Origin of the sequence: Gallaecimonas mangrovi, from assembly GCF_003367375.1 — a bacterium.
GTDB lineage: Bacteria > Pseudomonadota > Gammaproteobacteria > Enterobacterales > Gallaecimonadaceae > Gallaecimonas > Gallaecimonas mangrovi.
Window position 1 is genome coordinate 1,928,748 of sequence record NZ_CP031416.1, and the last position, 21,332, is coordinate 1,950,079.

General features: G+C 52.8%; 24 protein-coding genes. 14 read left to right on the plus strand and 10 right to left on the minus strand.

Annotated elements, in window-relative coordinates:
- Positions 1-44: 44 nt before the first annotated feature.
- The gene (locus DW350_RS09235; RefSeq protein WP_115718585.1) at positions 45-269 is read right to left on the minus strand and encodes a YejL family protein; all 225 of its coding nucleotides are present in this window, start codon (positions 267-269) and stop codon (positions 45-47) included.
- Positions 270-333: 64 nt separating this feature from the next.
- Here DW350_RS09235 and yejK point away from each other — a divergent pair, with 64 nt between their 5' ends.
- Positions 334-1,347 (plus strand): nucleoid-associated protein YejK, encoded by a 1,014-nt coding sequence (gene yejK, locus DW350_RS09240; protein ID WP_115718586.1) that lies wholly within the window; start codon positions 334-336, stop codon positions 1,345-1,347.
- Positions 1,348-1,528: 181 nt separating this feature from the next.
- On the plus strand, positions 1,529-1,807 hold the full coding sequence (locus DW350_RS09245) for a PilZ domain-containing protein (RefSeq protein ID WP_192954864.1): 279 nt from the start codon (positions 1,529-1,531) through the stop codon (positions 1,805-1,807).
- A gap of 233 nt (positions 1,808-2,040) precedes the next feature.
- Here the strand turns inward: DW350_RS09245 and DW350_RS09250 are convergent, their stop codons facing one another.
- The 3 genes from DW350_RS09250 to asnS all read right to left on the minus strand — a co-directional run bounded on the left by DW350_RS09250 (position 2,041) and on the right by asnS (position 5,900).
- On the minus strand, positions 2,041-3,825 hold the full coding sequence (locus DW350_RS09250) for a M48 family metallopeptidase (RefSeq protein WP_115718588.1): 1,785 nt from the start codon (positions 3,823-3,825) through the stop codon (positions 2,041-2,043).
- A gap of 3 nt (positions 3,826-3,828) precedes the next feature.
- Positions 3,829-4,422 (minus strand): LemA family protein, encoded by a 594-nt coding sequence (locus DW350_RS09255; RefSeq protein ID WP_115718589.1) that lies wholly within the window; start codon positions 4,420-4,422, stop codon positions 3,829-3,831.
- Between the two features lie 77 nt (positions 4,423-4,499).
- Positions 4,500-5,900 (minus strand): asparagine--tRNA ligase, encoded by a 1,401-nt coding sequence (asnS, locus tag DW350_RS09260; RefSeq protein WP_115718590.1) that lies wholly within the window; start codon positions 5,898-5,900, stop codon positions 4,500-4,502.
- A 150-nt stretch (positions 5,901-6,050) separates the two neighbouring features.
- Between asnS and DW350_RS09265 the strand changes: the two genes are divergently transcribed.
- Genes DW350_RS09265 through DW350_RS09280 form a run of 4 tightly spaced genes read left to right on the plus strand, consistent with a single transcriptional unit; the run spans position 6,051 to position 9,071 of the window.
- Positions 6,051-6,266, plus strand: coding sequence for a hypothetical protein (locus DW350_RS09265; RefSeq protein ID WP_115718591.1), 216 nt, complete (start codon positions 6,051-6,053; stop codon positions 6,264-6,266).
- Entirely contained in the window at positions 6,267-8,015 is a 1,749-nt protein-coding gene (locus tag DW350_RS09270; protein WP_115718592.1) for a GGDEF domain-containing protein, read from the plus strand.
- On the plus strand, positions 8,012-8,776 hold the full coding sequence (locus DW350_RS09275; RefSeq protein ID WP_115718593.1) for an SAM-dependent methyltransferase: 765 nt from the start codon (positions 8,012-8,014) through the stop codon (positions 8,774-8,776). The genes DW350_RS09270 and DW350_RS09275 overlap by 4 nt, the downstream gene beginning before the upstream one ends.
- Positions 8,777-8,819: 43 nt before the next feature.
- Positions 8,820-9,071, plus strand: coding sequence for an outer membrane protein assembly factor BamE (locus DW350_RS09280; RefSeq protein WP_115718594.1), 252 nt, complete (start codon positions 8,820-8,822; stop codon positions 9,069-9,071).
- A gap of 23 nt (positions 9,072-9,094) precedes the next feature.
- Here the strand turns inward: DW350_RS09280 and bioA are convergent, their stop codons facing one another.
- Entirely contained in the window at positions 9,095-10,360 is a 1,266-nt protein-coding gene (bioA, locus tag DW350_RS09285; RefSeq protein WP_115720602.1) for an adenosylmethionine--8-amino-7-oxononanoate transaminase, read from the minus strand.
- A 104-nt stretch (positions 10,361-10,464) separates the two neighbouring features.
- On the opposite strand from bioA, the gene bioB reads away from it, so the two are divergent.
- The 5 genes from bioB to yjjG are packed head-to-tail and all read left to right on the plus strand — an operon-like array spanning position 10,465 to position 14,637.
- Complete coding sequence (gene bioB / locus DW350_RS09290) at positions 10,465-11,499, plus strand: biotin synthase BioB (RefSeq protein WP_115718595.1); 1,035 nt, start codon at positions 10,465-10,467, stop codon at positions 11,497-11,499.
- A complete protein-coding gene (locus DW350_RS09295) occupies positions 11,500-12,588 on the plus strand; it encodes an aminotransferase class I/II-fold pyridoxal phosphate-dependent enzyme (RefSeq protein ID WP_115718596.1) in 1,089 nt (362 codons plus the stop codon).
- A complete protein-coding gene (locus tag DW350_RS09300; protein WP_115718597.1) occupies positions 12,575-13,312 on the plus strand; it encodes a methyltransferase domain-containing protein in 738 nt (245 codons plus the stop codon). The genes DW350_RS09295 and DW350_RS09300 overlap by 14 nt, the downstream gene beginning before the upstream one ends.
- Positions 13,291-13,929, plus strand: coding sequence for a dethiobiotin synthase (gene bioD, locus DW350_RS09305; protein ID WP_115718598.1), 639 nt, complete (start codon positions 13,291-13,293; stop codon positions 13,927-13,929). The genes DW350_RS09300 and bioD overlap by 22 nt, the downstream gene beginning before the upstream one ends.
- Positions 13,930-13,968: 39 nt before the next feature.
- On the plus strand, positions 13,969-14,637 hold the full coding sequence (yjjG, locus tag DW350_RS09310) for a pyrimidine 5'-nucleotidase (RefSeq protein ID WP_115718599.1): 669 nt from the start codon (positions 13,969-13,971) through the stop codon (positions 14,635-14,637).
- Here the strand turns inward: yjjG and DW350_RS09315 are convergent.
- The gene (locus DW350_RS09315) at positions 14,634-15,578 is read right to left on the minus strand and encodes an AraC family transcriptional regulator (protein WP_192954865.1); all 945 of its coding nucleotides are present in this window, start codon (positions 15,576-15,578) and stop codon (positions 14,634-14,636) included. The genes yjjG and DW350_RS09315 overlap by 4 nt on opposite strands.
- A gap of 78 nt (positions 15,579-15,656) precedes the next feature.
- Here DW350_RS09315 and DW350_RS09320 point away from each other — a divergent pair, with 78 nt between their 5' ends.
- Positions 15,657-16,835 carry an MFS transporter gene (locus DW350_RS09320; RefSeq protein ID WP_115718600.1) on the plus strand — a complete coding sequence of 393 codons (1,179 nt, stop codon included), beginning with the start codon at positions 15,657-15,659 and terminating at the stop codon, positions 16,833-16,835.
- Positions 16,836-16,860: 25 nt separating this feature from the next.
- On the opposite strand, the gene DW350_RS09325 is transcribed toward DW350_RS09320, so the two are convergent.
- The 4 genes from DW350_RS09325 to pepE form a co-directional block, all read right to left on the minus strand.
- Positions 16,861-17,325: an NlpC/P60 family protein gene (locus DW350_RS09325; protein WP_115718601.1), complete on the minus strand. Its 465-nt coding sequence runs from the start codon at positions 17,323-17,325 to the stop codon at positions 16,861-16,863.
- A gap of 78 nt (positions 17,326-17,403) precedes the next feature.
- On the minus strand, positions 17,404-18,069 hold the full coding sequence (locus DW350_RS09330) for an alpha/beta hydrolase (protein WP_115718602.1): 666 nt from the start codon (positions 18,067-18,069) through the stop codon (positions 17,404-17,406).
- 43 nt (positions 18,070-18,112) lie between these two features.
- Positions 18,113-18,727, minus strand: a complete 615-nt coding sequence (bamJ, locus tag DW350_RS09335; protein WP_115718603.1) for a BamJ family beta-barrel-assembly machinery protein — start codon at positions 18,725-18,727, stop codon at positions 18,113-18,115.
- Positions 18,728-18,776: 49 nt separating this feature from the next.
- A complete protein-coding gene (gene pepE, locus DW350_RS09340) occupies positions 18,777-19,487 on the minus strand; it encodes a dipeptidase PepE (protein ID WP_115718604.1) in 711 nt (236 codons plus the stop codon).
- A 133-nt stretch (positions 19,488-19,620) separates the two neighbouring features.
- Between pepE and htpX the strand changes: the two genes are divergently transcribed.
- Both htpX and DW350_RS09350 read left to right on the plus strand, forming a co-directional pair.
- Positions 19,621-20,499 (plus strand): protease HtpX, encoded by an 879-nt coding sequence (gene htpX, locus DW350_RS09345; RefSeq protein ID WP_115718605.1) that lies wholly within the window; start codon positions 19,621-19,623, stop codon positions 20,497-20,499.
- 110 nt (positions 20,500-20,609) lie between these two features.
- Complete coding sequence (locus DW350_RS09350) at positions 20,610-21,131, plus strand: putative glycolipid-binding domain-containing protein (RefSeq protein ID WP_115718606.1); 522 nt, start codon at positions 20,610-20,612, stop codon at positions 21,129-21,131.
- Positions 21,132-21,332: the final 201 nt, after the last annotated feature.

Genomic DNA, 21,332 nt, shown 5'->3' on the forward strand with positions numbered 1-21,332 from the left:
TGATTTGGCAAGATCATTGTCACATCGAATCGGTTTTTCGGCAATCAGTGGTGACCGTTAACCACACTTTGCTCCAGTGTTTTCGCAAACTGCTTAACAAGATTGGCACGTTGATTGGCTGGAACATTGTCATTAACGACATTGCTCAATACATTACCCAGCACCATCAGCGCCAAGTCAACTGGGGCTTTTTCCTTCGTCAACAAGTCAAGAATATCGCTGGACAGTTCGGTGATTTGCTCAGGGTTATATTTGGATTGGAAAGGCATTTGCGATCTCGTAAAGCATCAAAGCTGCTATCATAGCACGCCCTGTTAACCAGCCAGATAGACTATGAGCATTGAAGTCAAAGCGGTGATCCTCCATCGGTTGGATCTTAACCAGGAAGGTCTGCTGACCGTTAAGCCCCGTGAACAACCCCTGCCTGCCACTGAGGCGGTTACCAACCTGATTGGTGAACTGCATGCCAGTTATGCCGCCAAGCCAGGTAAAGGTTTTGCTGCGTTTAATGAAACGGGGTCAAGTTTTGCTGAAACCTTGGCTAATTACCTTGATGGCCAGTTGCCGTTTGTGCCTTTTACCTTAAAAGCGGCCGATCTGCTGCAAGCACAGCTTAATCATTATGCGCTGATTGAAACCGGCTATTTGCTGCTGGCGCATTACCAGCACTTGGCCGTTGATAAGCTGCTAGTGATGCAGTTAAAAGCACAAGACTCAGTGACCATTACCGATGCCTTGGAATTGGGGCAAACCCGCTTTTTAGAACTAAAAAGCCTGCAATTGGCGGCCAGCATTGACTTGACGGCTTGGCAGGTTGAACCCGAACGCCGCCAATATATTAGCTTTATTCGTGGCCGGGCCGGGCGCAAGGTGTCTGACTTTTTCCTCGACTTTCTCGGCTGCGAAGAAGGGGTAAATGCCAAAGCGCAGAGCCAAGCCTTACTAACGGCAGTTGATGACTACTGCGCAGCCACAGGTCTTGAGGGTCAGGAACGCCAGGAAGTCGGCAAGCAGGTTTTTGATTACTGCAAAGAAAAGGCTGCTAGTGGCGAGGAAGTCACGGTCAGTGAATTGTCTGACAGCCTGCCACCTTGGGAAGGTGAAAGCCGCTTTGCCGACTTTGCAGTACAGGGCGACTATGGCTTGGAAGACAAATTCCCCGTCGAGCAAAGCGCACTTAAGCCATTGGTGAAATTCTCCGGTACCGGCGCTGGGGTTACTGTCAGCTTTGAAGAAAAGCACCTTGGCGAGCGGGTACTGTATGACGCAGCTACCGATACGCTCACTATCAAAGGCCTGCCTGCCAACCTGCGCGAGCAACTTAAAAAGCGCTTAGGTGGGGGCTAATTCAAAAAACCGGCATCAGCCGGTTTTTTGTTGTGCTAATTAGGTTGACCTTCTGGCGCTGGCGTATAAATTCTCGTCATAAGGTCAACTTCTCACCCTTGGTTCTAAGCTGGTAAAGGGCAGAAGACAGCGACATTTTCGTGCCTTTATGCCGTGTATGCGGCCAACTAAGGGGAATACCATGCTAAGAACCGACGATTTACGCCGACAGCGCCGAATGGAAGTCAATTCCGAGGTACGGGTTACCGTTGAGGGGAGCGAACTCAGTGGCCTTTGCAGTAACTTAAGTGCTAACGGTATGGCCATTCGCTTGGAAACTGAAATTGCGCCGGGTAGCCATGTAACCGTGCACCTTGAAGGCGGTATGGCAAAACTCCCGCCCTTTGTAACAGAGGCCGTGGTGATCCGTTGTGACCCTGTTGAAAGCGGCTTCGAAGTGGGTGTCACCTTTGACGACTAGTTAGTTTGCATTAAATCTCAAACGCTGACATTTTCAGCGCTAAAAGGCCTATCACTGCTGTCATCAAAAAATGCCAGTAAGGGCTGTGGCCTCTGCTAGAACTGCCGCTACTATGCTTTTGCCGCGGTCATGCCTTCGTCACTCTGATTTACTTACTGTAAAAACGCCGTGAGCCGTCTGGTTCAACGACATCATTCCAGAGATTATCCTGCCACGACAGGTCGTCGGTTTTTTTAAAGAGCGACGGGGCAGTCTAAGCAAACGGCCAACACCCTAAAAAACTCAGCCTCTTCACCACTGACTCTGCCATCTTGGCGAATGGCTTTGAGCGCCCCTTGTAAGAAGCGCTGGCGCACGGGCTCTGACGCCTGTTGTAGTTGACTCAGGGCATTACCCAGTTCAGTTGGCGCTGGCACCTCTGGTAATAGCGATAGGCTGTAAAGGCCAATGGTATTGGCACCCATACCGAAGGCGCGCTCGGCACTACCGGCATCGAGGGTTTGCCAAGCCAGGGCGCTTAGCAATAGTTCTATCTGTGCGGCCACGCTTTTTAGGTTTTTAAACTTGGTTTTAACCACTGAATGCTCAAATTGGCCGCTAATTTGGTGGGTGACAAAGCGATAAAGCAGCCACTCAAACAAGCTGACCCGGCCGTCTGCTTGCGTCAATTTAACCAAGGTGTCCTTGAACGTATTAAATTGCGTTTGTGACATCGTTTTAAGGCTAGGTATCGCTTTTTCCAGCAATGGAAAGCGCTGCCCCGGTTGCAATTCGCTTAATCCCTCGTAGTAGCGCTCGGCGGGTTTGGGGTTATCCAATAACGCCAGTTGCCGTTCGCGAATAGTCGGATCTTGGTCCAGTAACATGGCAAAGGTCAGGTAGCAGGCATCTAACGGGTCGCGGCTGGCCTTATCTAACTGGTGGGGAAGGGTGGCTGCTAAGGCGGCAGTGGCTTGTATTGCGGCATTGGCCGACCGGCTATTTTGCACCTTGCTGCTGCGCTCATTGCCTTGATTGGGGCTGGCGCGCAGGTAATTTCCGTCCCAGTTTGGGTCAATACGTAAAATACGCTGCTTGAGTGGCGGATGGCTTGCCAGTAAACCGCCAAAGCTTGAGGTGCCGGCGGCACCGAAAAACAGATGGCTGAAATTTTGAGTATTGGCATGGCTGATAACCGAGGCGGTGCTATGGCCGCCAATTTTCTTTAGTGCCGAAGCCATGCTTTCAGGGTGTCTTGTAAACTGTACCGAAGACGCGTCGGCCAAATACTCGCGCTGGCGATTAATGGCAGCCTGCATGATTTTCGACCAAAACACCCCCAGATACCCCATTATCACTAGGGCTAAACCCAGCAGCGGCAGCGCGTTGTTATCTTTTTTATTGTTTGAAGACCGGCCAGAGCCGGCATACATCAAAATCCGGCCTAGCTCGCCAATGCAAACCAGTCCAAACAGCAGCGCCACTAACCGCAGGTTTAAGCGCATATCGCCGTTAAAAATATGGCTAAATTCATGGCCGATAACGGCTTGTAGCTCAGCGCGGTTGAATGTGTCTACAGCGCCCCGCGTCACGCCAATTACCGCGTCATTTAGCGTAAAGCCGGCAGCAAAGGCGTTGATACCCGTCTCGTGTTCAAGAATGTAAACCGGCGGCACCGCTACCCCTGAGGCGATAGCCATTTCTTCCACGACGTTGAGTAACTTACGTTCATTCAAGTCCTGGCTGTCAGGGTTGACCAAGCGGCCACCGAGTGACTCCGCCACTTTGCGGCCGCCACCGCCTCGGAGCCCAACGTATTTAACCAAGGCTGCCAGTATCGCCCCAGCGGCGATAAAACCGGTAACGGACAAATAAAGCTGAAGCGAGAAAATGGCTGGGTAACCCTGGTCTTGGCCATTCATGGCGTACCCAAGCAGCAGGGTGGTAATGAACGACAGTACCAGTAATCCCGCCACAAAGAGGACCATCAGCCAGAAGGTATTTTTTCTGGCACGGTCCTGATGACTATAAAAATCCATAACTTAGAAGCTAACTTTTGGTGCAGCTTGTATCGCGGCGCTGTCTTCAAATTCCAACAGTTCGGCGTCCTTGGGGTGGCCAAAGCTACTGGCAACCACCACATTAGGGAACGACTTGCGGTAGATGTTGTAACTGGTGACTGCGTCATTAAAGGCTTGGCGTGCAAAGGCAACCCGGTTTTCGGTGGCCGTCAGCTCTTCGCTAAGCTGCATCATGTTTTGACTGGCTTTTAGGTCCGGATAGGCTTCAAGTTGCACGTTAAAGCCGGCTAAACTGCTTGAAAGCTGTTTCTCTGCCTGACTTAAGGCTTTGATGGCATCGGCATTGCCCGGCTGGCTACTGGCCGCTTGTAATGATGCCAGGGCTTGATTACGCGCTTCTGTTACCTTGGTCAGGGTTTCGCTTTCATGCTTGAGGTAGGCTTTGGCGGTTTCGACCAAATTGGGGATCAAATCGTAGCGGCGTTTTAATTGCACTTCGATTTGCGAAAAGGCATTTTCAAAGCGGGCTTTGAGGGTTACCAACTTGTTGTAAATCGATACCAGCCAAAAGGCGAGAATGGCAATGATCACAACAACTACGATAATTCCGGTCATCTAACGTCTTCCTTGGTTGTTTGTCGCTAGGGTAATTTACAACAAAAAGAAAACCCCGCCAAAGCGGGGTTTTTGTATCAGAATTTTGCGCTGCCAGCGGCGCGAGGGAAGGGAATCACATCTCGCACGTTTTGGACACCGGTAACATAGGAAACCAAGCGTTCAAAACCCAAACCAAAACCGGCGTGGGGCACAGTGCCATAGCGGCGTAAATCTCGGTACCACCAGTAGTCTTCTTTGCTTAGGCCCATTTCTTCAAGGCGGGCATCAAAAACGTCCAGGCGTTCTTCACGCTGAGAACCACCGATAATTTCGCCAATGCCAGGGGCCAGCACATCCATCGCGGCCACGGTTTTACCGTCGTCGTTAAGGCGCATATAGAAGGCCTTAATGTCTTTGGGGTAGTTCTGCATAATAACCGGCGCGCCGACATGTTCTTCAGCAATGTAGCGCTCGTGTTCTGACTGCAGGTCCATGCCCCATTCCACCGGGTACTCGAAGGTTTTACCGCAGTTTTTCAGGATCTCGATGGCGTCGGTGTAATCCATCCGCACAAATTCGGCATCAACCATTTTTTCCAAACGGCTAATGGCGTCTTTATCTACCCGCTGCTGGAAGAAGGCCATATCGTCAGGACATTCTTCCAATACCGCCTTAAAGACAAACTTGAGCATGTCTTCAGACAACTGGGCAATGTCTTTTAGCTCGGCAAAAGCCACTTCCGGCTCCACCATCCAAAATTCAGCCAGGTGGCGGCTGGTGTTGGAGTTTTCGGCGCGAAAAGTTGGGCCAAAGGTGTAAATTTTACCCAGCGCACAAGCGTAGGTTTCACCATTTAGCTGGCCGGAAACGGTTAAAAAGGTTTCTTTGCCGAAAAAGTCTTCAGTAAAGTCAACATCACCTTTGTCTGTGCGGGGCAAGTTCGCCAGGTCCAAAGTTGATACCCGGAACATTTCGCCAGCGCCTTCGGCATCAGAGGCGGTAAGAATGGGGCTTGCCATCCAAAAATAACCGTTTTGGTGGAAAAACCGGTGAATGGCTTGGCTCAAGCAGTTACGTACCCGGGCCACCGCGCCAATAATGTTGGTGCGCGGACGCAGGTGCGCTACTTCGCGAAGATATTCAATGCTGTGGCGCTTGGCTGCCATTGGGTAGGTATCCGGGTCTTCAACCCAGCCCAAGACTTCAACGCTGCTGGTTTCCAGTTCAAAGGCCTGGCCAGAGGCCGGTGACTCGACAATTTTACCGGTGATGGAAACTGAGCAGCCGGTGGTCAGCTTTTTAACATCGCTTTCGTAATTATCCAGGGAATTAGGCACAACGGCTTGCAGGGGATTGAAACAAGAGCCGTCATAAACGGCCACGAAAGAGATCCCAGCTTTTGAATCGCGGCGGGTACGTACCCAACCTTTTACCTGCACTTCGGCACCGACCGGAAATTCCCCGGCCAATACTGCTTTTACCGACGCTTGCGCCATGCCTTTTTTCCTTTTGTTTGGCTTAACTGTGTTAAGGAGCAAACATGATACCTGCACGGCCAGACAAGACAAGGATCTCGGTAAGGCAATTTACATCGGCCGTGAAAGGAGTACATTAGTTCTGGGTTAACCAATGAAGGTGACAAACTTATGGTCGAGTTATTGGATTTTCTTTACGAGCTAGGTCGTGATGCGAGCCTGGTTCGTCAGTTTAATGAAAACCCCCTTGCGTTAATGGCTGCCAAAGGCCTAAGTGAAGATTGCCAGCAAGCGCTGGTGAATACAGATCTGGCCAAGCTCGGCGTACTGGCGGCTGTTGCGCCAGTGAATTCTATTCAGTCTGTTATTACCAGTTTCGGAGACTAAGTGTCGAAGCTGGTTACCCGCCTAGGGATAATAGTCTTACTGCTTGTTTCCTTAGGCGGGCTTGTTGAAGTCGCAAAGGCTGCTGAGAGTGGCAATGATATCGAGCAGCTATTGGCAAAGGCCGAAGCCAGCCGCGTTAAAGACCCAGCCAATACTCAAGCCTTACTCGAAAAACTCGCTAACGAAATTTCCCACGGAACCGATGACGAGCTTATCCGCTACCAGCTGTTAACAGCGCACCAACTGTTATTGCGGGGCCAGTACACGGATGCCATCACCTCGTTAAAGCAGGTGCTCGCCAGCACCGACAATCCTAACCGTAAAATGCGTGCGCTTTATTTATTGGCGCAGGCTGAAGGCATTTTGAGCCACTTTGACGCTAGCTTTGAATACATCATGCAAGCCAGCGAACTGTATTCAAAACTCACCGAAAAACAGGCCAAGGTCGATTACTTTTTCATCATGACCTACATGTACAGCCGTGTTGATGACTTTGATACGGCGCTCAGTAATGCCGAGCACTTGGTCAAGTTGGCGGCAGACGGTGACCCTTATCAAAAATGCATCGCTCAACAATCCTTAACCACTGTCTATTCCATGGAACACAGCATGGCTAAAGGGCTAGATGCAGCCAAGAAACAAATTGCGCTTTGCCAAACCAGTGGTGGCGCGCTTTATGTTGCTGACGCTAACCTTTTTATTGGCCGCTATTATTTTTCAAAAAATCAGCCTACCGAAGCGCTAACGTCATTTTTAAAAGCCAAAAATGGTTTTGATGATGTCGGTTATAAAACCGGCCAAATAAGTACCAGCGTTGGTATTGCCAAAAGCTTTTTTGCGGTGGGTAACAAAGCGCTGGCCTATAGCTGGGCCAATAAAGCGCTGGAAATGATAGACAGCCAAAACCAGTGGAAGGAACAAGCTGAGCTCTACCAATTGCTGGCAAAGATCACCGCAGAAAAGAGTGACAATACCTTGGTGATGTACACCGAGAAATATGCTCATGCGGTGGAGGTGCTGGCCAATGAAAGCAAAAACACCCGGCTGTCCTACTTACAAGCCAAGCTGCGTTTTGACACCCAGCGCCAGCGTATCTCGTTGCTGGAGCAGCAGAACCTCTTATTAAAACTGCAAGATGCCAATGCCAAGCAACATATCTGGCTGATGGTACTGGGCCTGATTGCCATTGCGGCAGTTTGTGCTTCCCTTGGGCTGCTGCTGATGCGTAATCACCGCCAGCAAAAACGTTTAAGAAACCTCACCGAGCATGACAGCCTTACCGAGCTATTGAATCGGCAAACGCTTTTAAAAAGGGCGGAGTTACTGAGCAGTACAGGCAAGCCGGTAGCGGTGGTGGTGGCCAGTGTTGACGACTTTTCGCGTTTTAACTTGCAGTACGGTATGCAAACGTCTGACCGGGTAGTGCGGCGGGTTGCAGAACGCTTTGAAAAGGCGTTTGGAAGCTTGGGCATTGTTGGGCGGCTGGGAGCGGCGGAATTAGCCGTGGTGGCGCTAGACGTTGAACCCGAACAGGTACATGACGCTGTGCGTCTTTGTCAGCGCCCCGGTATGAAAGGCGCCGATGCCAATTTGGATTTATTGTATTCCATCAGTTTTGGTTTGGCGCTGGGCCACGGGGATGAGAGTTTTGATTTTCTGCTGCAACAGGCCCAAAAAGCCTTAAAAGAAGCAAGGGAAAAGGGGCAAAGTTGTCTGGATATGACCAAGGAGAAGGAGACGCTGTCATGAGTCTGGTCATTGTTGGTTTAGGCATTACCTTAGGCAAACATTTAAGTGAACGTGCGCACAGCGAAATCGACAGTGCTGACACGGTATTTGCGCTAGTTGATGGTCTTGCCCTGGCCTGGCTGCAAAAACAGCGGCCAGACATGATTTCCCTGCATCCTTTTTATCAGCAGGGTGAAACCCGGTTACAGAGTTACCAGTTAATGCGCGACCGCGTTATGGATGCTGTGAAGGAAGGTGGCCGTGTTTGCGCTGTCTTTTATGGGCATCCTGCGGTGTTTGCCGATGTACCACATATGCTGATGAAAGCCGCGGACGCTGCCAACATCAACGCCAGGCTCGACCCTGGTATCTCGGCTGATGCCTGTCTCTATGCTGACCTTGGCCTTGACCCTGGCCGGCGCGGTGTCACCGGTATGGAGGCCACCCAGTTTTTGATTTTTAAACGGCAAATTGATCCCGGCAGTTTACTGATCCTTTGGCAGGTTGGGGTGACGGGCGATTTGACCTTAAAGCGTTTTGATACCGAGCCTAACCGGTTGGCACTGCTGACCGAAAAACTCTGCCAATGGTATCCCAACGATCACGAAGTGATTTTGTACGAAGCCAATATTTACCCTATTGGCGAGTGCCGGGCTGACTATATTCCGTTAAGCGAGCTAGCAAACCAACCTACCAGTCAAATAACCACCCTGGTGGTGCCGCCCTTAACCGAACCTTTAGCGGTCGATCATTTATGGCGACAGAGACTGGAGGCACTTTAGCTTGGTAGCGTAAGCTAAAGCCGATTGTGTTAGGAGAGTAAAGATGAAGCCCTGGATCCTTCCCATTGTTGTTGCGGCATTATTAACAGGCTGCTCGAAGGTCACTGTGAAAAATTACAACGAGCTCAGTGTGGGTATGAACAGAGATAAAGTCGAAGATATCTTAGGCTCACCCAATAACTGTGGCGATGCGGTATTAAAGGCGCAGTCCTGCCAATGGAAAGATGGCAAGAAAACGATAACGGTACAGTTTTTAGGCGATACCGTGGCAGTGTATAGCCGCCAAGGATTTTAAAAAGCCGCCCAAGGGCGGCTTTTTTATAAAACGGCTTTAATGGCGCAGGTTAGTTTGCTGAGCTCCGATGGCGAGATAACATAAGGCGGCATTACGTAAATCAGCCGGCCAAATGGCCTTATCCACACCCCAAGTGCCACAAATTGCGCCTGCAGTTTTGCCATGTCGACAGCCGTTTTCACTTCGACTACGCCAATGGCGCCCAGTACCCGCACATCAGCAACAGCTTCATGGTTCTTAAGGGGCAGCAATTGGGCTTTAAGCTGGCTTTCAATCATCAACACTTGCTGCTGCCAACGGTTTTCACTTAGTAGTGCCAGGCTTTGGCAAGCAACGGCGCACGCCAATGGGTTACCCATAAAGGTGGGGCCGTGCATAAAGCAACCGGCCGGAGAATCGCTAATGCCGTCGGCAACCTCTTGCGTAGTCAGGGTTGCAGCCAAGGTCAGGTAGCCACCGGTTAGGGCTTTACCCAGGCACAGAATGTCCGGGCAAATATCTGCCCACTCCATGGCAAAAAGTTTACCCGTGCGGCCAAAGCCGGTGGCAATTTCATCCAGTATCAGTAGTACTTCATAGCGGTCGCAAAGGGCGCGAATACCTTTTACATAGCCAGGGGAATAAATGCGCATGCCGCCGGCGCCTTGTACCACGGGTTCTAAAATAACGGCCGCCAATTGTTGGTGGTGCTCGGCAAAATAGCGCTCTGCCTGTACAAGATCTTGCTCGGCACTTTCGTCAAAACCGGCCTCTGGCATCGGCATAAACAAGTGGCCTGGCAGCAAGCCTTTAAACATCCAGTGCATGCCGGAGTCCGGGTCGGTTACCGACATAGCGCCAAAGGTGTCGCCGTGGTAGCCGCGCCGAGGGGTAAGGTAGCGGCACTTTTCGGGTCGGCCGCGGCCTTGCCAGTACTGCACCGCCATCTTCAGTGCTACTTCCACACTAATAGAGCCGGAGTCTGCCAAAAATACCTTCTCGAGGGGAGCCGGGGTCATGGCCACTAGCTGTTGGCATAGACGAATGGCGGGTTCATGGGTGATGCCACCAAACATCACATGGCTCATTTTACTCAGCTGCTCCGTTGCAGCGGCATTAAGGGCAGGGTGGTTATAGCCGTGAATAGCGGCCCACCACGATGACATGCCGTCAATGAGCTCTCTGCCGTTTTCAAGGTAAAGACGTACGCCCTCGGCCCGGGTTACCGGATAAGTCGGTAAGGGGTCGCGAAGGGCAGTATAAGGATGCCAAATATGCTGGCGGTCAAACTGGCGGTCAGAATCTGAAATGCTCACAAATCAACCAACTGTAAACTATATTTAACTGGTAGGCGTTGACAGCTTACTGGCTATCTCTACACTAGCCAAGCAAAGACAAACAATAAGGACTGACTGTGAGCCTCCGTAACGATTGGACTATCAACGAGATCCAAGATCTCTTTAATCTGCCGTTTAACGATTTATTATTCCGCGCCCAAAGCACCCACCGCGAAAATTTCAATCAAAACGAAGTACAGGTCAGTACGCTGCTGTCTATTAAAACCGGTGCTTGCCCAGAAGACTGCAAATATTGCCCACAGTCAGGCCACTACCACACCGAAGTCGAGCGCGAGCGACTGTTGGAAGTGGAAAAGGTTGTGGCCGAAGCCCGCCGTGCCAAAGAAGTTGGGGCCACCAGGTTCTGTATGGGCGCGGCTTGGAAAAACCCGAAAGAAAAAGACATGCCCTATGTGATGACCATGGTCAAAGAGGTAAAAGCCCTTGGCCTTGAAACCTGCATGACCCTGGGGATGCTGACCTCTGACCAAGCTTTGTCACTCAAAAGCGCTGGCCTTGATTATTACAACCATAACCTCGATACCAGCCCCGAGTTCTACGGGCAAATCATTACCACCCGTACCTACCAAGACCGCTTGGACACCCTGTCTCACGTACGTGATGCCGGCATGAAAATTTGCTCTGGCGGCATCGTCGGTTTGGGGGAAGATGCCCGTGACCGCGCCGGTTTGCTGCAGCAACTGGCCAACCTTGATGTTCACCCGGAATCGGTGCCAATCAACATGCTGGTTAAGGTAAAGGGTACGCCGCTGGAAAATGTCGACGATTTAGATCCTATCGAGTTTGTGCGCACCATTGCCGTTGCCCGCATTCTGATGCCCCACAGCCATGTGCGCCTGTCCGCTGGCCGCGAAAAAATGAGCGAAGAAATGCAGGCGTTGTGTTTCTTTGCCGGTGCCAACTCGATTTTTTATGGTGACAAACTGCTGACCACTAAAAATCCGGAAGCCAATAAAGATCTGCAACTGTTTAGAAAGCTTGGTATTAATACCGAGCAGTATCACGGCGCCGATGACGAGACCACCGAAGCCGTACTCTCGGCACAAATTGCCATGGAAAATGCACCAACCAATTACTACGAAGTGCGCTAAATGCTCAGTAGCTGGTTGAGCCCGCGTTTAGATAAAGCGCGGGCAGACGGCCTTTGGCGGCAAAGTCGCCAAGTTGAACGGCTTGACAGTGGCAATGTGAAGGTGGCCGGTTTTACCGCCCTGGATTTGGCCGGCAATGACTATCTCGCCCTGGCACAAGAAAGCCATACCGATGGCGGTGGCGCTGGTGCGTCGCCCTTGGTCAGCGGCCACAGCGATGCCCACCAGGCACTTTGCGAACAGCTTGCCGACTGGCTGGGCTTTGAAACCGTCAGGCTGTTTTCTTCAGGCTTTGCGGCTAATAGTGGTGTGCTGTCGCTGTTCGGGGACGTGCCGGTTTTTCATGACCGCCTAAACCACGCCTCGCTTTTAGATGGCAGCCGCCACAGCCAGGGGCGCTTTCGCCGCTATCGCCATCTGGATGTTACGCAGCTTAATGCTTGGCTTAAGGCGCCTAGCCTTATTGTTAGCGACGGCGTTTTTTCTATGGACGGCGACACCGCTGACATACCGGCACTCAATGCCTTAGGTCACACCCTTTACATTGATGATGCCCACGGCATTGGTGTGCTGGGGCAAAACGGCCGCGGTTTGATGGAACTGCAAGGGCATAAGCCCGATATATTAATGGCTACCTTTGGTAAGGCACTTGGCGCCGGCGGCGCCTTTATCGCCGGGCCAAAGGTGCTGGGCGAGGCTATTGATAACCTTTGCCGAGAATACATTTATTCAACGGCGTTGCCGCTGTCGACAGTTAACTTGGTGATGCACAACCTTAAAAAGGTGCAAACCCAGGCTTGGCGGCGGGAAAAATTGGCAGTGCTGATTGGCTTTTTTCAAGCGCAGTGCCAGCAGCGTGGTATTGCTGTGCTCCCCTCAAACACCGCCATCCAACCGGTACTTTGCCCAAGTAGCCAAGCCGCGGTTAGCCTTTCACAAACCTTATTGGAAAAAGGCTATTTTTGTCCGGCTATCCGGCCACCAACGGTGCCACAAGCAAGGCTGCGTATTACCCTTAACGCCGGGCTTGAATGTAGCCAGTTAAGCGGCCTATTAGACTGCTTGGAGGCGCATCATGGCCTTGGCTAATGTTGCCCGCGCTTTTGGTAGCGCGGCCCAGCACTATGATAGCCGCGCCGCATTGCAGCAGCAGGTTGGCGATTGGCTGTTAGCTGCGCTCCCGGTTGCGGCAACGCAGGTCTTGGATATCGGTTGCGGTACCGGGCATTGCCTAGCAAGGGTGAACGCCGAGCGGCGCTGGGGCCTGGATTTAAGCGCCGCGATGCTGGCACAAACCGCCGGTAAAGTGCCTGATGCCATGTTGATACAAGCCGATGCCGAGCAGTTGCCCTTTGCCGAAGGGAGCCTCGATTTAGTGGTGTCTAACTTGGCAATGCAGTGGTGCCCAAACCTTCAAAAAGCGCTCAATGAAGTGGCACGGGTGCTCTCGCTAGGCGGCCAGGCGACAATAACGCTGCCTCTTGCCGGCAGCCTTCAGGAGCTTGCCAACGCTTGGGGGCAGGGCCAGGGCCACCTGTTAACCATGCCGGATGAAGCCGCTGTTAAGTTGGCGATGCCCCTTGGCGCCCGTTTGGACGTGAAAGAATTTGTAGTGCACTTTGCTGACTTAAAAGCCCTTCGCCAAAGTCTAAAAGGGGTAGGGGCGCACCATGTGCCAGAGCGGGCGAAGGGGCTGACGGGCAAAACCCAATATCATAATTTTGTAGCGGCCATGGAAGCGCAGCGCGTCGCCCTTGGCCTGCCGCTGACTTACCGAGTGGGACTGATTTCATGGCAAAACGCCTTTTTGTAACCGGCACCGATACGGATGCCGGCAAAACCCATATTAGCTGTGCCATCTTGGCGCATCTTGCCCGCCAAGGCGCTGTGGTTGCCGGCTTAAAGCCGATTGCCTCTGGTGGCCGGGATGATGCCCAAAGGCTTTGGCAGCATTCGAATCTGCAGCTAGCGCTGGATACTCACAACCCTTTTTACTTCGCGCCGCCTGTGGCGCCGCATTTAGCCGCTGCTGAGGCTGGGCTGAGTTTGAGTGTAGAAGGGGTGCTGGCCGCTATGGCGCCTTGGCAACAACAGAGTGCCGATTGGCTGTTAATGGAAGGGGCCGGTGGTTGGCGGGTACCGCTGAACAACCAACAGCGGTTTTCTGACCTTGCCCGGCAGTGGGGCGGCGGCGTTATTTTGGTGGTGGGGATGAAGCTTGGCTGCGTAAACCATGCCTTGCTGACAGCCGAAGCCATTCGCGCCGATGGCCTTGAGCTTGTTGGCTGGGTGGCCAATTGTGGGTTAGGTGAAATGGCCCGCTTAAGAGAGAACCTTGATTACCTTGAAGCGCATCTCGGCGCGCCGCTGTTGGCCACCGCCGGCCACAGCCCAAACCCTGGCGATATCGAAGTTCACTGGCATCCGTGATAGGCTGCCAGCCCGCTTTTAGGTCACCATGGAGATGTTATGCAGTATCAATGGGTGCTTTTCGATGCCGACGAAACCCTGTTTTACTTTGATTCCAAAGGTGGCTTAGGTAGCTTGCTGGCTCGCTATAACCACACCATGACTGAGCAGTGCTACAGCAATTTTCAAACCAAAAACCAAGCGCTATGGGACCAATACCATTTGGGCCAAATTGATATGCTCACCTTGCAACAAAGCCGGTTTGCGCATTTTGGTGAACGTTTTGGTGTTGCCCCTACGGTGCTTAATAGCCAGTTCCAGGAAGCAATGGTCGATAACTGCCCGCCGATGGCAGGGGCTGATGCGTTACTTAAGAGCCTCAAAGGCCGTGCGAAACTGGGCATTATCAGCAATGGCTTTAAAGCCATGCAGCCCGGGCGGTTAGCCAAAGCTGGCTGGCATGACATCTTTGATGTGGTGATCACCTCAGAAGAAGCCGGTATCGCCAAACCGCACCCCGATATTTTTCATTTCACCTTTGAGCAAATGGGCGGAAAGCCGCAAAAAGCACTGATGGTAGGGGATAACCCCCATGCCGATGTCGCCGGTGGCGCTGGTGTGGGCCTTGATACCTGCTGGTTTAATCGCCACGGCAAGGCTCGCCCGGACGGCATCACCCCGACTTTTGAAGTGAGCGCCCTTAGCGATCTGCAGGCGCTGCTGGCCTAACGGCTGCGAAGGGCCCCCGGCGTCTGGCCGGTGGCCTTTTTAAAGGCGCGAGAAAAAGCGCTACTCGAGCCGTACCCCAACCGATACACCACTTCCGATAACGCCATCTTGTCCTGCTCCAGCCACTGGCGAGCCAGCTGCATGCGAAGTTCACTCAAGTAAGTAAGAGGCGTCAGGCCCGTCATGACTTTAAAGCGCTCGGCAAATACCGAGCGGGACATGCCGATATGGCTGGCCATGGAGGCTACGGTCCAGCCTTGGCCAGGGGCTTGATGCAGAGCGCTTAGCAAGGTACCCATACGTGGATCTTTGATGGCTTGTATCCAGCCTGTACTGTTATCACACTGGCATTCTACCCAGCCACGAATGAGGGTGGCGGCCAACACTTCGGCCAGACGCGACAAGATCCCCGCTGCACCGGCCCGCATCAAAGACGACTCACGGCGCATGGCATCGAGGATGGCACCAAGCTCGGGGTAGCGGCCCAGCAGGGTGCCAACGTGGATCACCTCCGGCATTTGCGCCACCAGCGGCTGCATCGGTCCCAGATCCATGGCCATACAAGCACTGAAAAAGCGGTGGCTGCTGTCCGGGTTGGCCCCCAGGCACCCGAAATGATCGCACACCGGTTCGGCGTCCAAAGAGAGAATATCGGCGCAAGGTAGTTCCCGTTCGCTTAGCAGCGCGTGTTCCTGGCTGCGCGGCAGCAGCAAAGCATCCCCGGGCAGCAAACGCTGGTAACCACTGGCGGTGCGCAGCTCCAACTCGCCCTCAATCACCATATGCAGCTGGCTGCGGCCGGGCTGATGACTGTAGCTCAGGCCAAAGGGCGCTTCGGCCTGCACATGGCGATAACAAACGCCAAAAAGGCGCATACCCATCAGCAGTTGGCTGAGCCGGTCCTGGTTGGACTGCGGATTTTCAGACAATATATCAATCATTGCGGACTTGGTGTGATAGTTCGTCCGAAAAGCTTACCGTATTCTTAGCCTCGATTTTGAATAATTTCAGAGGTAAGCATGTCCAACTCTTCCAATCCTGCCGCGGCCAAGGCCTCCAGTACCGGCTGGGCTGCGGTCTGGTCCATTGCCATGGGGGTATTCGCTCTGGTTACGGCCGAATTCTTGCCGGCCAGCCTGCTCACCCCCATGGGCAACGAGCTTGGGGTCAGTGCCGGTCAAATGGGCCAGGCGGTAACAGTGACGGCAGTGATGGCACTGTTGGGGGGGCTTGCCGTTGTGCCTTTTACCGCCAATATCGACCGGCGCCGGGTGATGGTGAGCCTGAGCGGCCTGATGTTGCTGTCCAACCTGATGGTGGCCACCGCGCCAAACCTGTGGGTGCTGCTGGCTGCGCGTATCGGCCTAGGCTTGGCGTTGGGCGGCTTTTGGGCCATAGCCGCAGCCACCACCATTCGCTTGGTCAGCGAAGAGCAGGCGCCGAGGGCTCTATCCCTTATCTTCAGTGGTGTGCCGCTGGCTACGATCACCGCAGCGGGTCTTGGCAGTTATCTTGGCGGGCTGTTGGGCTGGCGTGAGGTGTTTATGATGGCATCAGTACTCAGTGCCCTTACCATGGTGGGCCAATGGCTGTTGTTGCCGCCGCTGAGCCCGCAAGCCGGCGGCAGCGTGTCGGGACTGTGGGCGGTACTGAAAAGGCCGGGTATTGGCCTGGGTATAGGAATGGTGGTGCTGATCTTTACCGCCCACTTTGCCGCTTTTACCTACCTTCGCGATTATCTTGAGAGCCAGCAGCTCGGGCTGCAAACCATCGCGTTGGTACTGCTGGGCTTCGGGCTTGCCAATTTCTTCGGCACCTTGCTGGCCGGGCGTTTGATTGGCCAGCACCTGGCCAAGGTTTTGTTGCTCACTGCGCTGGTGATGATGGCGGCTTTGCTGGCCTTGTGGGCGATGGGTAGTGCGGGGCTATTGTGCCTGCCGGCCATCGTGCTGTGGGGGCTTGCCTTTGGCGGCACGCCGGTCAGCTGGTCAACCTGGATCACCAAGGTGGTGCCGGACCAAACCGAGAGCGGCGGCGCGTTGATTGTTTCTGCTATTCAATTAGCCATTGCTCTGGGGGCGGCCCTTGGCGGCGTGATTGTCGACAGTAGCGACGCCCTGGGCGTGATGCTGGCGAGCGGCATATTGATGCTGGTCGCCGCGGCCATTACCTACCGCTCGCTGTGTAAGCTACGTTGAAAAGGCCGCCCAAGAGGCGGCTTTTTTACTGGAGTATTCGCCGCGCCGTCCAATAATGGGCCTGCCAGTACGGGTCTTTTATCGATGAGACCGTAACGCCAAGGCTGGTTGATGCATGCAGGAAAAAGCCACCGCCCTGATAAATGCCAACATGCCGGTAACCGCGGATCTTGAAAAACACCAGATCGCCCGGTTTGAGTTTTGCTTGCGAAACCCAATGGCCCTGGTGCACTTGCTCTGAAGTGGTGCGTTTAAGGGGGGTGGCAAATTGCTGCATGAAAGTGATTTGGGTAAAGGCAGAACAATCGACGCCGCTTTTACTGGTTCCCCCCAAGCGGTATTTCACGCCGCGCCAATGCCGGTATTGCTGATGCAGCTTTTCAACAACAGTGTTAGCAGCCTGGGGATTAGCAGCGGGTGCCGGTGGTGGTGCCTTGCTGGCACAGGCTGATAACCCTAAACACAAAAACAGCAACAGCGCCTTTTTCATTCACTCTCCACAATCATTTTTGGAGGACACTAGCACTGTGGTATCGCCTTGCCCAGGGAACAGGGCTCAATGTTAAGGTTATTTAAGCGCTAACACTTTCGTTAGCCACTGGCCGATATCTTTAACTTGCTCAAAGCATAGGCAATGCTCCATCGGATAAGTGCGATAGTGGGGGGCAAGGCCTTTTTGCTGCAGCGCAGCCTTTGCTTGCTGGCCAAGAAGCTCTGGCACTACCGGGTCTTGTGTGCCGTGGTAAATTGCCACTGGCAGTGATTGGTTGGCAGCACTGACGTTGACGCTTTGGCGGGTGGCAAAATAGGTGGAAAGTGCAAGCAAACCGGCCAAGGGTTTGCCAAAACTTAATGCCGCTTCATAGGCTACGGCGCCACCTTGGGAAAAGCCGGCAACAACAATGTGTTCGCTGCTGATACCGCGTGCGATTTCCCGTTCAATCAGCGCCTGAATAGCATGGCTTGACGCCTGAAGCTGGCTTTGGTTCAGCTTTCGCTCGATATCTAAACTCAGAATGTCATACCAGGCGGGCATCACATAACCGCCGTTTACTGTCACCGGTATGGCTGGCGCATTAGGGAAAATAAAACGCACGCCAGCACCTGCCGGTAAACCCAGTTCTGGCACCATGGGCACGAAGTCGTCGCCGCTGGCACCAAGCCCATGCAGCCATATAACTGATGCGGTGATATTGGCCCCAGTCTCGACGATTTGGTGAGGTAAATAGTCCATAGGATTTCCATGAAAAAAGGCAGCCTAAGCTGCCTTTTTGCTGTTACTCGATGTCGAGAAGTTCGACTTCAAATACTAAGGTGGCGAAAGGCGGAATAGCACCACCCGCGCCTTGCTCGCCGTAGGCCAAGTCGTGAGGAATGGCCAAACGCCATTTGGAACCGACAGGCATCAGTTGCAGGGCTTCAACCCAGCCTTTAATCACACCGGTAACCGGGAAGCTGATAGGCTCGCCGCGAGAAACAGAGCTGTCGAAAACAGTACCGTCAGGCAGAGTGCCGTGATAATGCACTTTTACTTTGTCAGCGGCAGTCGGCACGGCGCCATTGCCTTCGGTCAGCACTTCATACTGCAAGCCAGAATCGGTAACGGTTACACCGTCTTTTTTGGCATTGTCGGCCAAGAAGGCTTCGTTGGCGGCAATAAAAGCGGCATGACGGGCTTTGTCTTCTGCTTCTAAGCGAGTACGAATAACGTCAAAAGCGGCGTTGATTTCGTCGGGAGCAATGGCGAACTCTTCGCCGCGCAGAGCATCGGCCAGACCTTGCTGAACGGCAGGAATGTCGAGGCCGTCAAAGGCTTGTTGGGCTAACTGGTCGCCCATCTGGCGGCCTACACCGTAGCTGGCTTTCTGTTCTGTGGTTTGATAATCAGCCATGTCTGACTCGTTTTCCTTTTTGAATAAGAAGGGCGATCTTAACAGAGCGCTACGGGCGCAGCCAATGTGTGATGTCGGTTGCAGGCTCAGCGGTTTGCGTATCGTTAAATGCCATTAAATACGCTTCTTTATTACCTAAAAGTGTCATTTGCTTGCCATCAAGTGCCAGGGCCGTCCCTTCGGGTAGGCAAGCCACTTTTTCTTCTGGGCAGAGGGTGAGAAATTCGTTGAGTCTGTCGGTACGTGTTTCGCCGTTATGGCCTGGCTGTATGTAGTTACTGAAATGGGGATTAATTTGCAGCGGTAATAGGCCGAGGGCATCGAAGCTTGGCGGGTAAACAATGGGCATATCATTGGTGGTGCGAATGCTTTTACCTGCCACATTTGAACCGGCACTCCAACCAATATAGGGCAGCGAACCGCCTTTAACGCGTTCAGCGATAGCGCCCAGCAGTTGGCGCTGATAAAGCTCGGTCAAAAGCCTGAAGGTATTACCGCCACCAATGGCAATGGCCTTGGCTTTGGCAATGGCCGCAAGGGGATCGTCAACAGTATGAATGCCGGTTACGGTAATTCTCAGTGGCGCTAATGCTTGGGCGACTTTAGCGCTGTATTGGTCCCAATCCAGTGTCACCCCGGCGAAGGGTACAAAGAGCAATTCACGTTCATCTTCTGCAAGCAGTTTATCAATCAGCGGTAAAGCATGAGCCAAGAACGGGGTGTCACCTTCACGGGAGGCGGATAACAACAGAGCACGCACAAATAAAATCCCTTCAACGGATACAAACGTATTAATGATAACGAAATTTTCTTAATGCGGGGGCTTGAAAAGCCAAAAGCTGGACATATTATGTCAGTCAGACCAACGCGTCTTTGACCAAAGGAGTCTTATTGTGAAACGCGTCCTTTTATTCCTGGCAACCAACCTGGCAGTGATCCTGGTATTGTCGGTGGTCCTCAATCTGGTGATGGCCGCTTTGGGGGTGCAGTATTACTCCATCGGCGGTTATCTGGTTATTGCTGTTGTTTTCGGTTTTGGTGGCAGCTTTATTTCACTGTTTATGTCGAAATGGATCGCCAAGCGTTCCGTTGGCGCCTATGTGATTGAGCAGCCCCGAGACCAAATGGAGCAGTGGCTGGTTAATACCGTTGCCCGTCAAGCGCAGGCGGCAGGTGTAAAAATGCCAGAAGTGGCGATTTACGACTCACCTGATATGAACGCTTTTGCCACTGGCCCCAGCAAAAACAACTCGCTTATCGCCGTATCAACCGGTCTTTTATACAAAATGGACCGCGATGAGGTTGAGGCGGTGCTGGGCCATGAGATGTCCCACGTGGCTAACGGTGACATGGTCACCATGACCTTGATCCAGGGTGTGCTCAATACCTTTGTTATCTTCTTGGCAAGGGTCATCGCCGGGGTTATCTCCAATGCCATGCGTGGTAACGACCAGCAGGGCCAAGGCCTGGGCGGTTTGGCGTATTTTGCGGTAGTGATGGTACTGGAACTGGTGTTTGGTATTGTCGCCTCGGTTATTGTTGCCTGGTTCTCTCGCCAGCGGGAATATCGCGCTGATGCCGGTGGTGCACAATTGGCCGGCCGCCAGAAGATGATCAGTGCTCTCGAGCGCTTAGGGCGGGCCCATGAAGAGCCGCATTTGGAAGGGCAACTGGCCGCTTTTGGTATTCAAGGGGGCAAACGCACCCTGGGTGAATTGCTGATGAGTCACCCACCCATCGAGAAACGTATCGCTGCCCTTCGCGGTATGTAGTAACGACGTTGTCTGCTCTAATTGGCCGCTTTTGCGGCCTTTTTTCTGCCTCACTCACAACGCGGCTGCGCTAGGCTGATAGAAGTCGTCACACTGCGTGGAGTCTTCAAATGGATATGTTGTGGAAAGGTCCCTGGCAAAGCTTAGAGCACTTGAGTTTTAATCATCACGATCTGGACGGCACCGTACTTGGCCTCTACGAAGGCGACCCTTTTGCTATTGATTACGAGATCCGCTGTTTTTCCAGCTGGCGCACCCGGCAAGCAACCGTTATTCCTAAAGGCGGCATGCCGGTGCAAATTATGGGAGACGGGGAGGGCTGCTGGACGATGGATGGTGCCCCGCAGCCGCAGTGGCAAGGTTGTTTGGATGTTGACCTTGGCTTCACCCTTGCCACCAACATGCTGCCTATTCGGCGCTTAGACTTAACGGTTGGCGACGATAAAACCATTAAGGTTATTTGGTACCGCTTTCCCCAGGGCCGCTTTGAAGTCATAGAGCAAAACTACGCACATTTAGCACCGCGGCTTTACCGCTACACCAACCTTTCTACCGGCTTTACAGCCGAACTTAGCATCGACGATAACGGCATGGTTAAAGACTATGGCGAATTGTGGTGCCAGCTACGTTGATGCCCGGGTATCACAATGACATTTTTTTAATGCTAACTTCCTGTTTTTACTGCCATAACAATGTGAGGTTCAGAAGGCGAGCTTTACATTCTAACTTACCAAAATTAATCTTTTAAAATTTTATATATTCATTGACTGTCTTATTTTTATCCGTAAAAATGTGTGTAATGTAAATATTACAGTTTTACGTAAAGGTGCTTT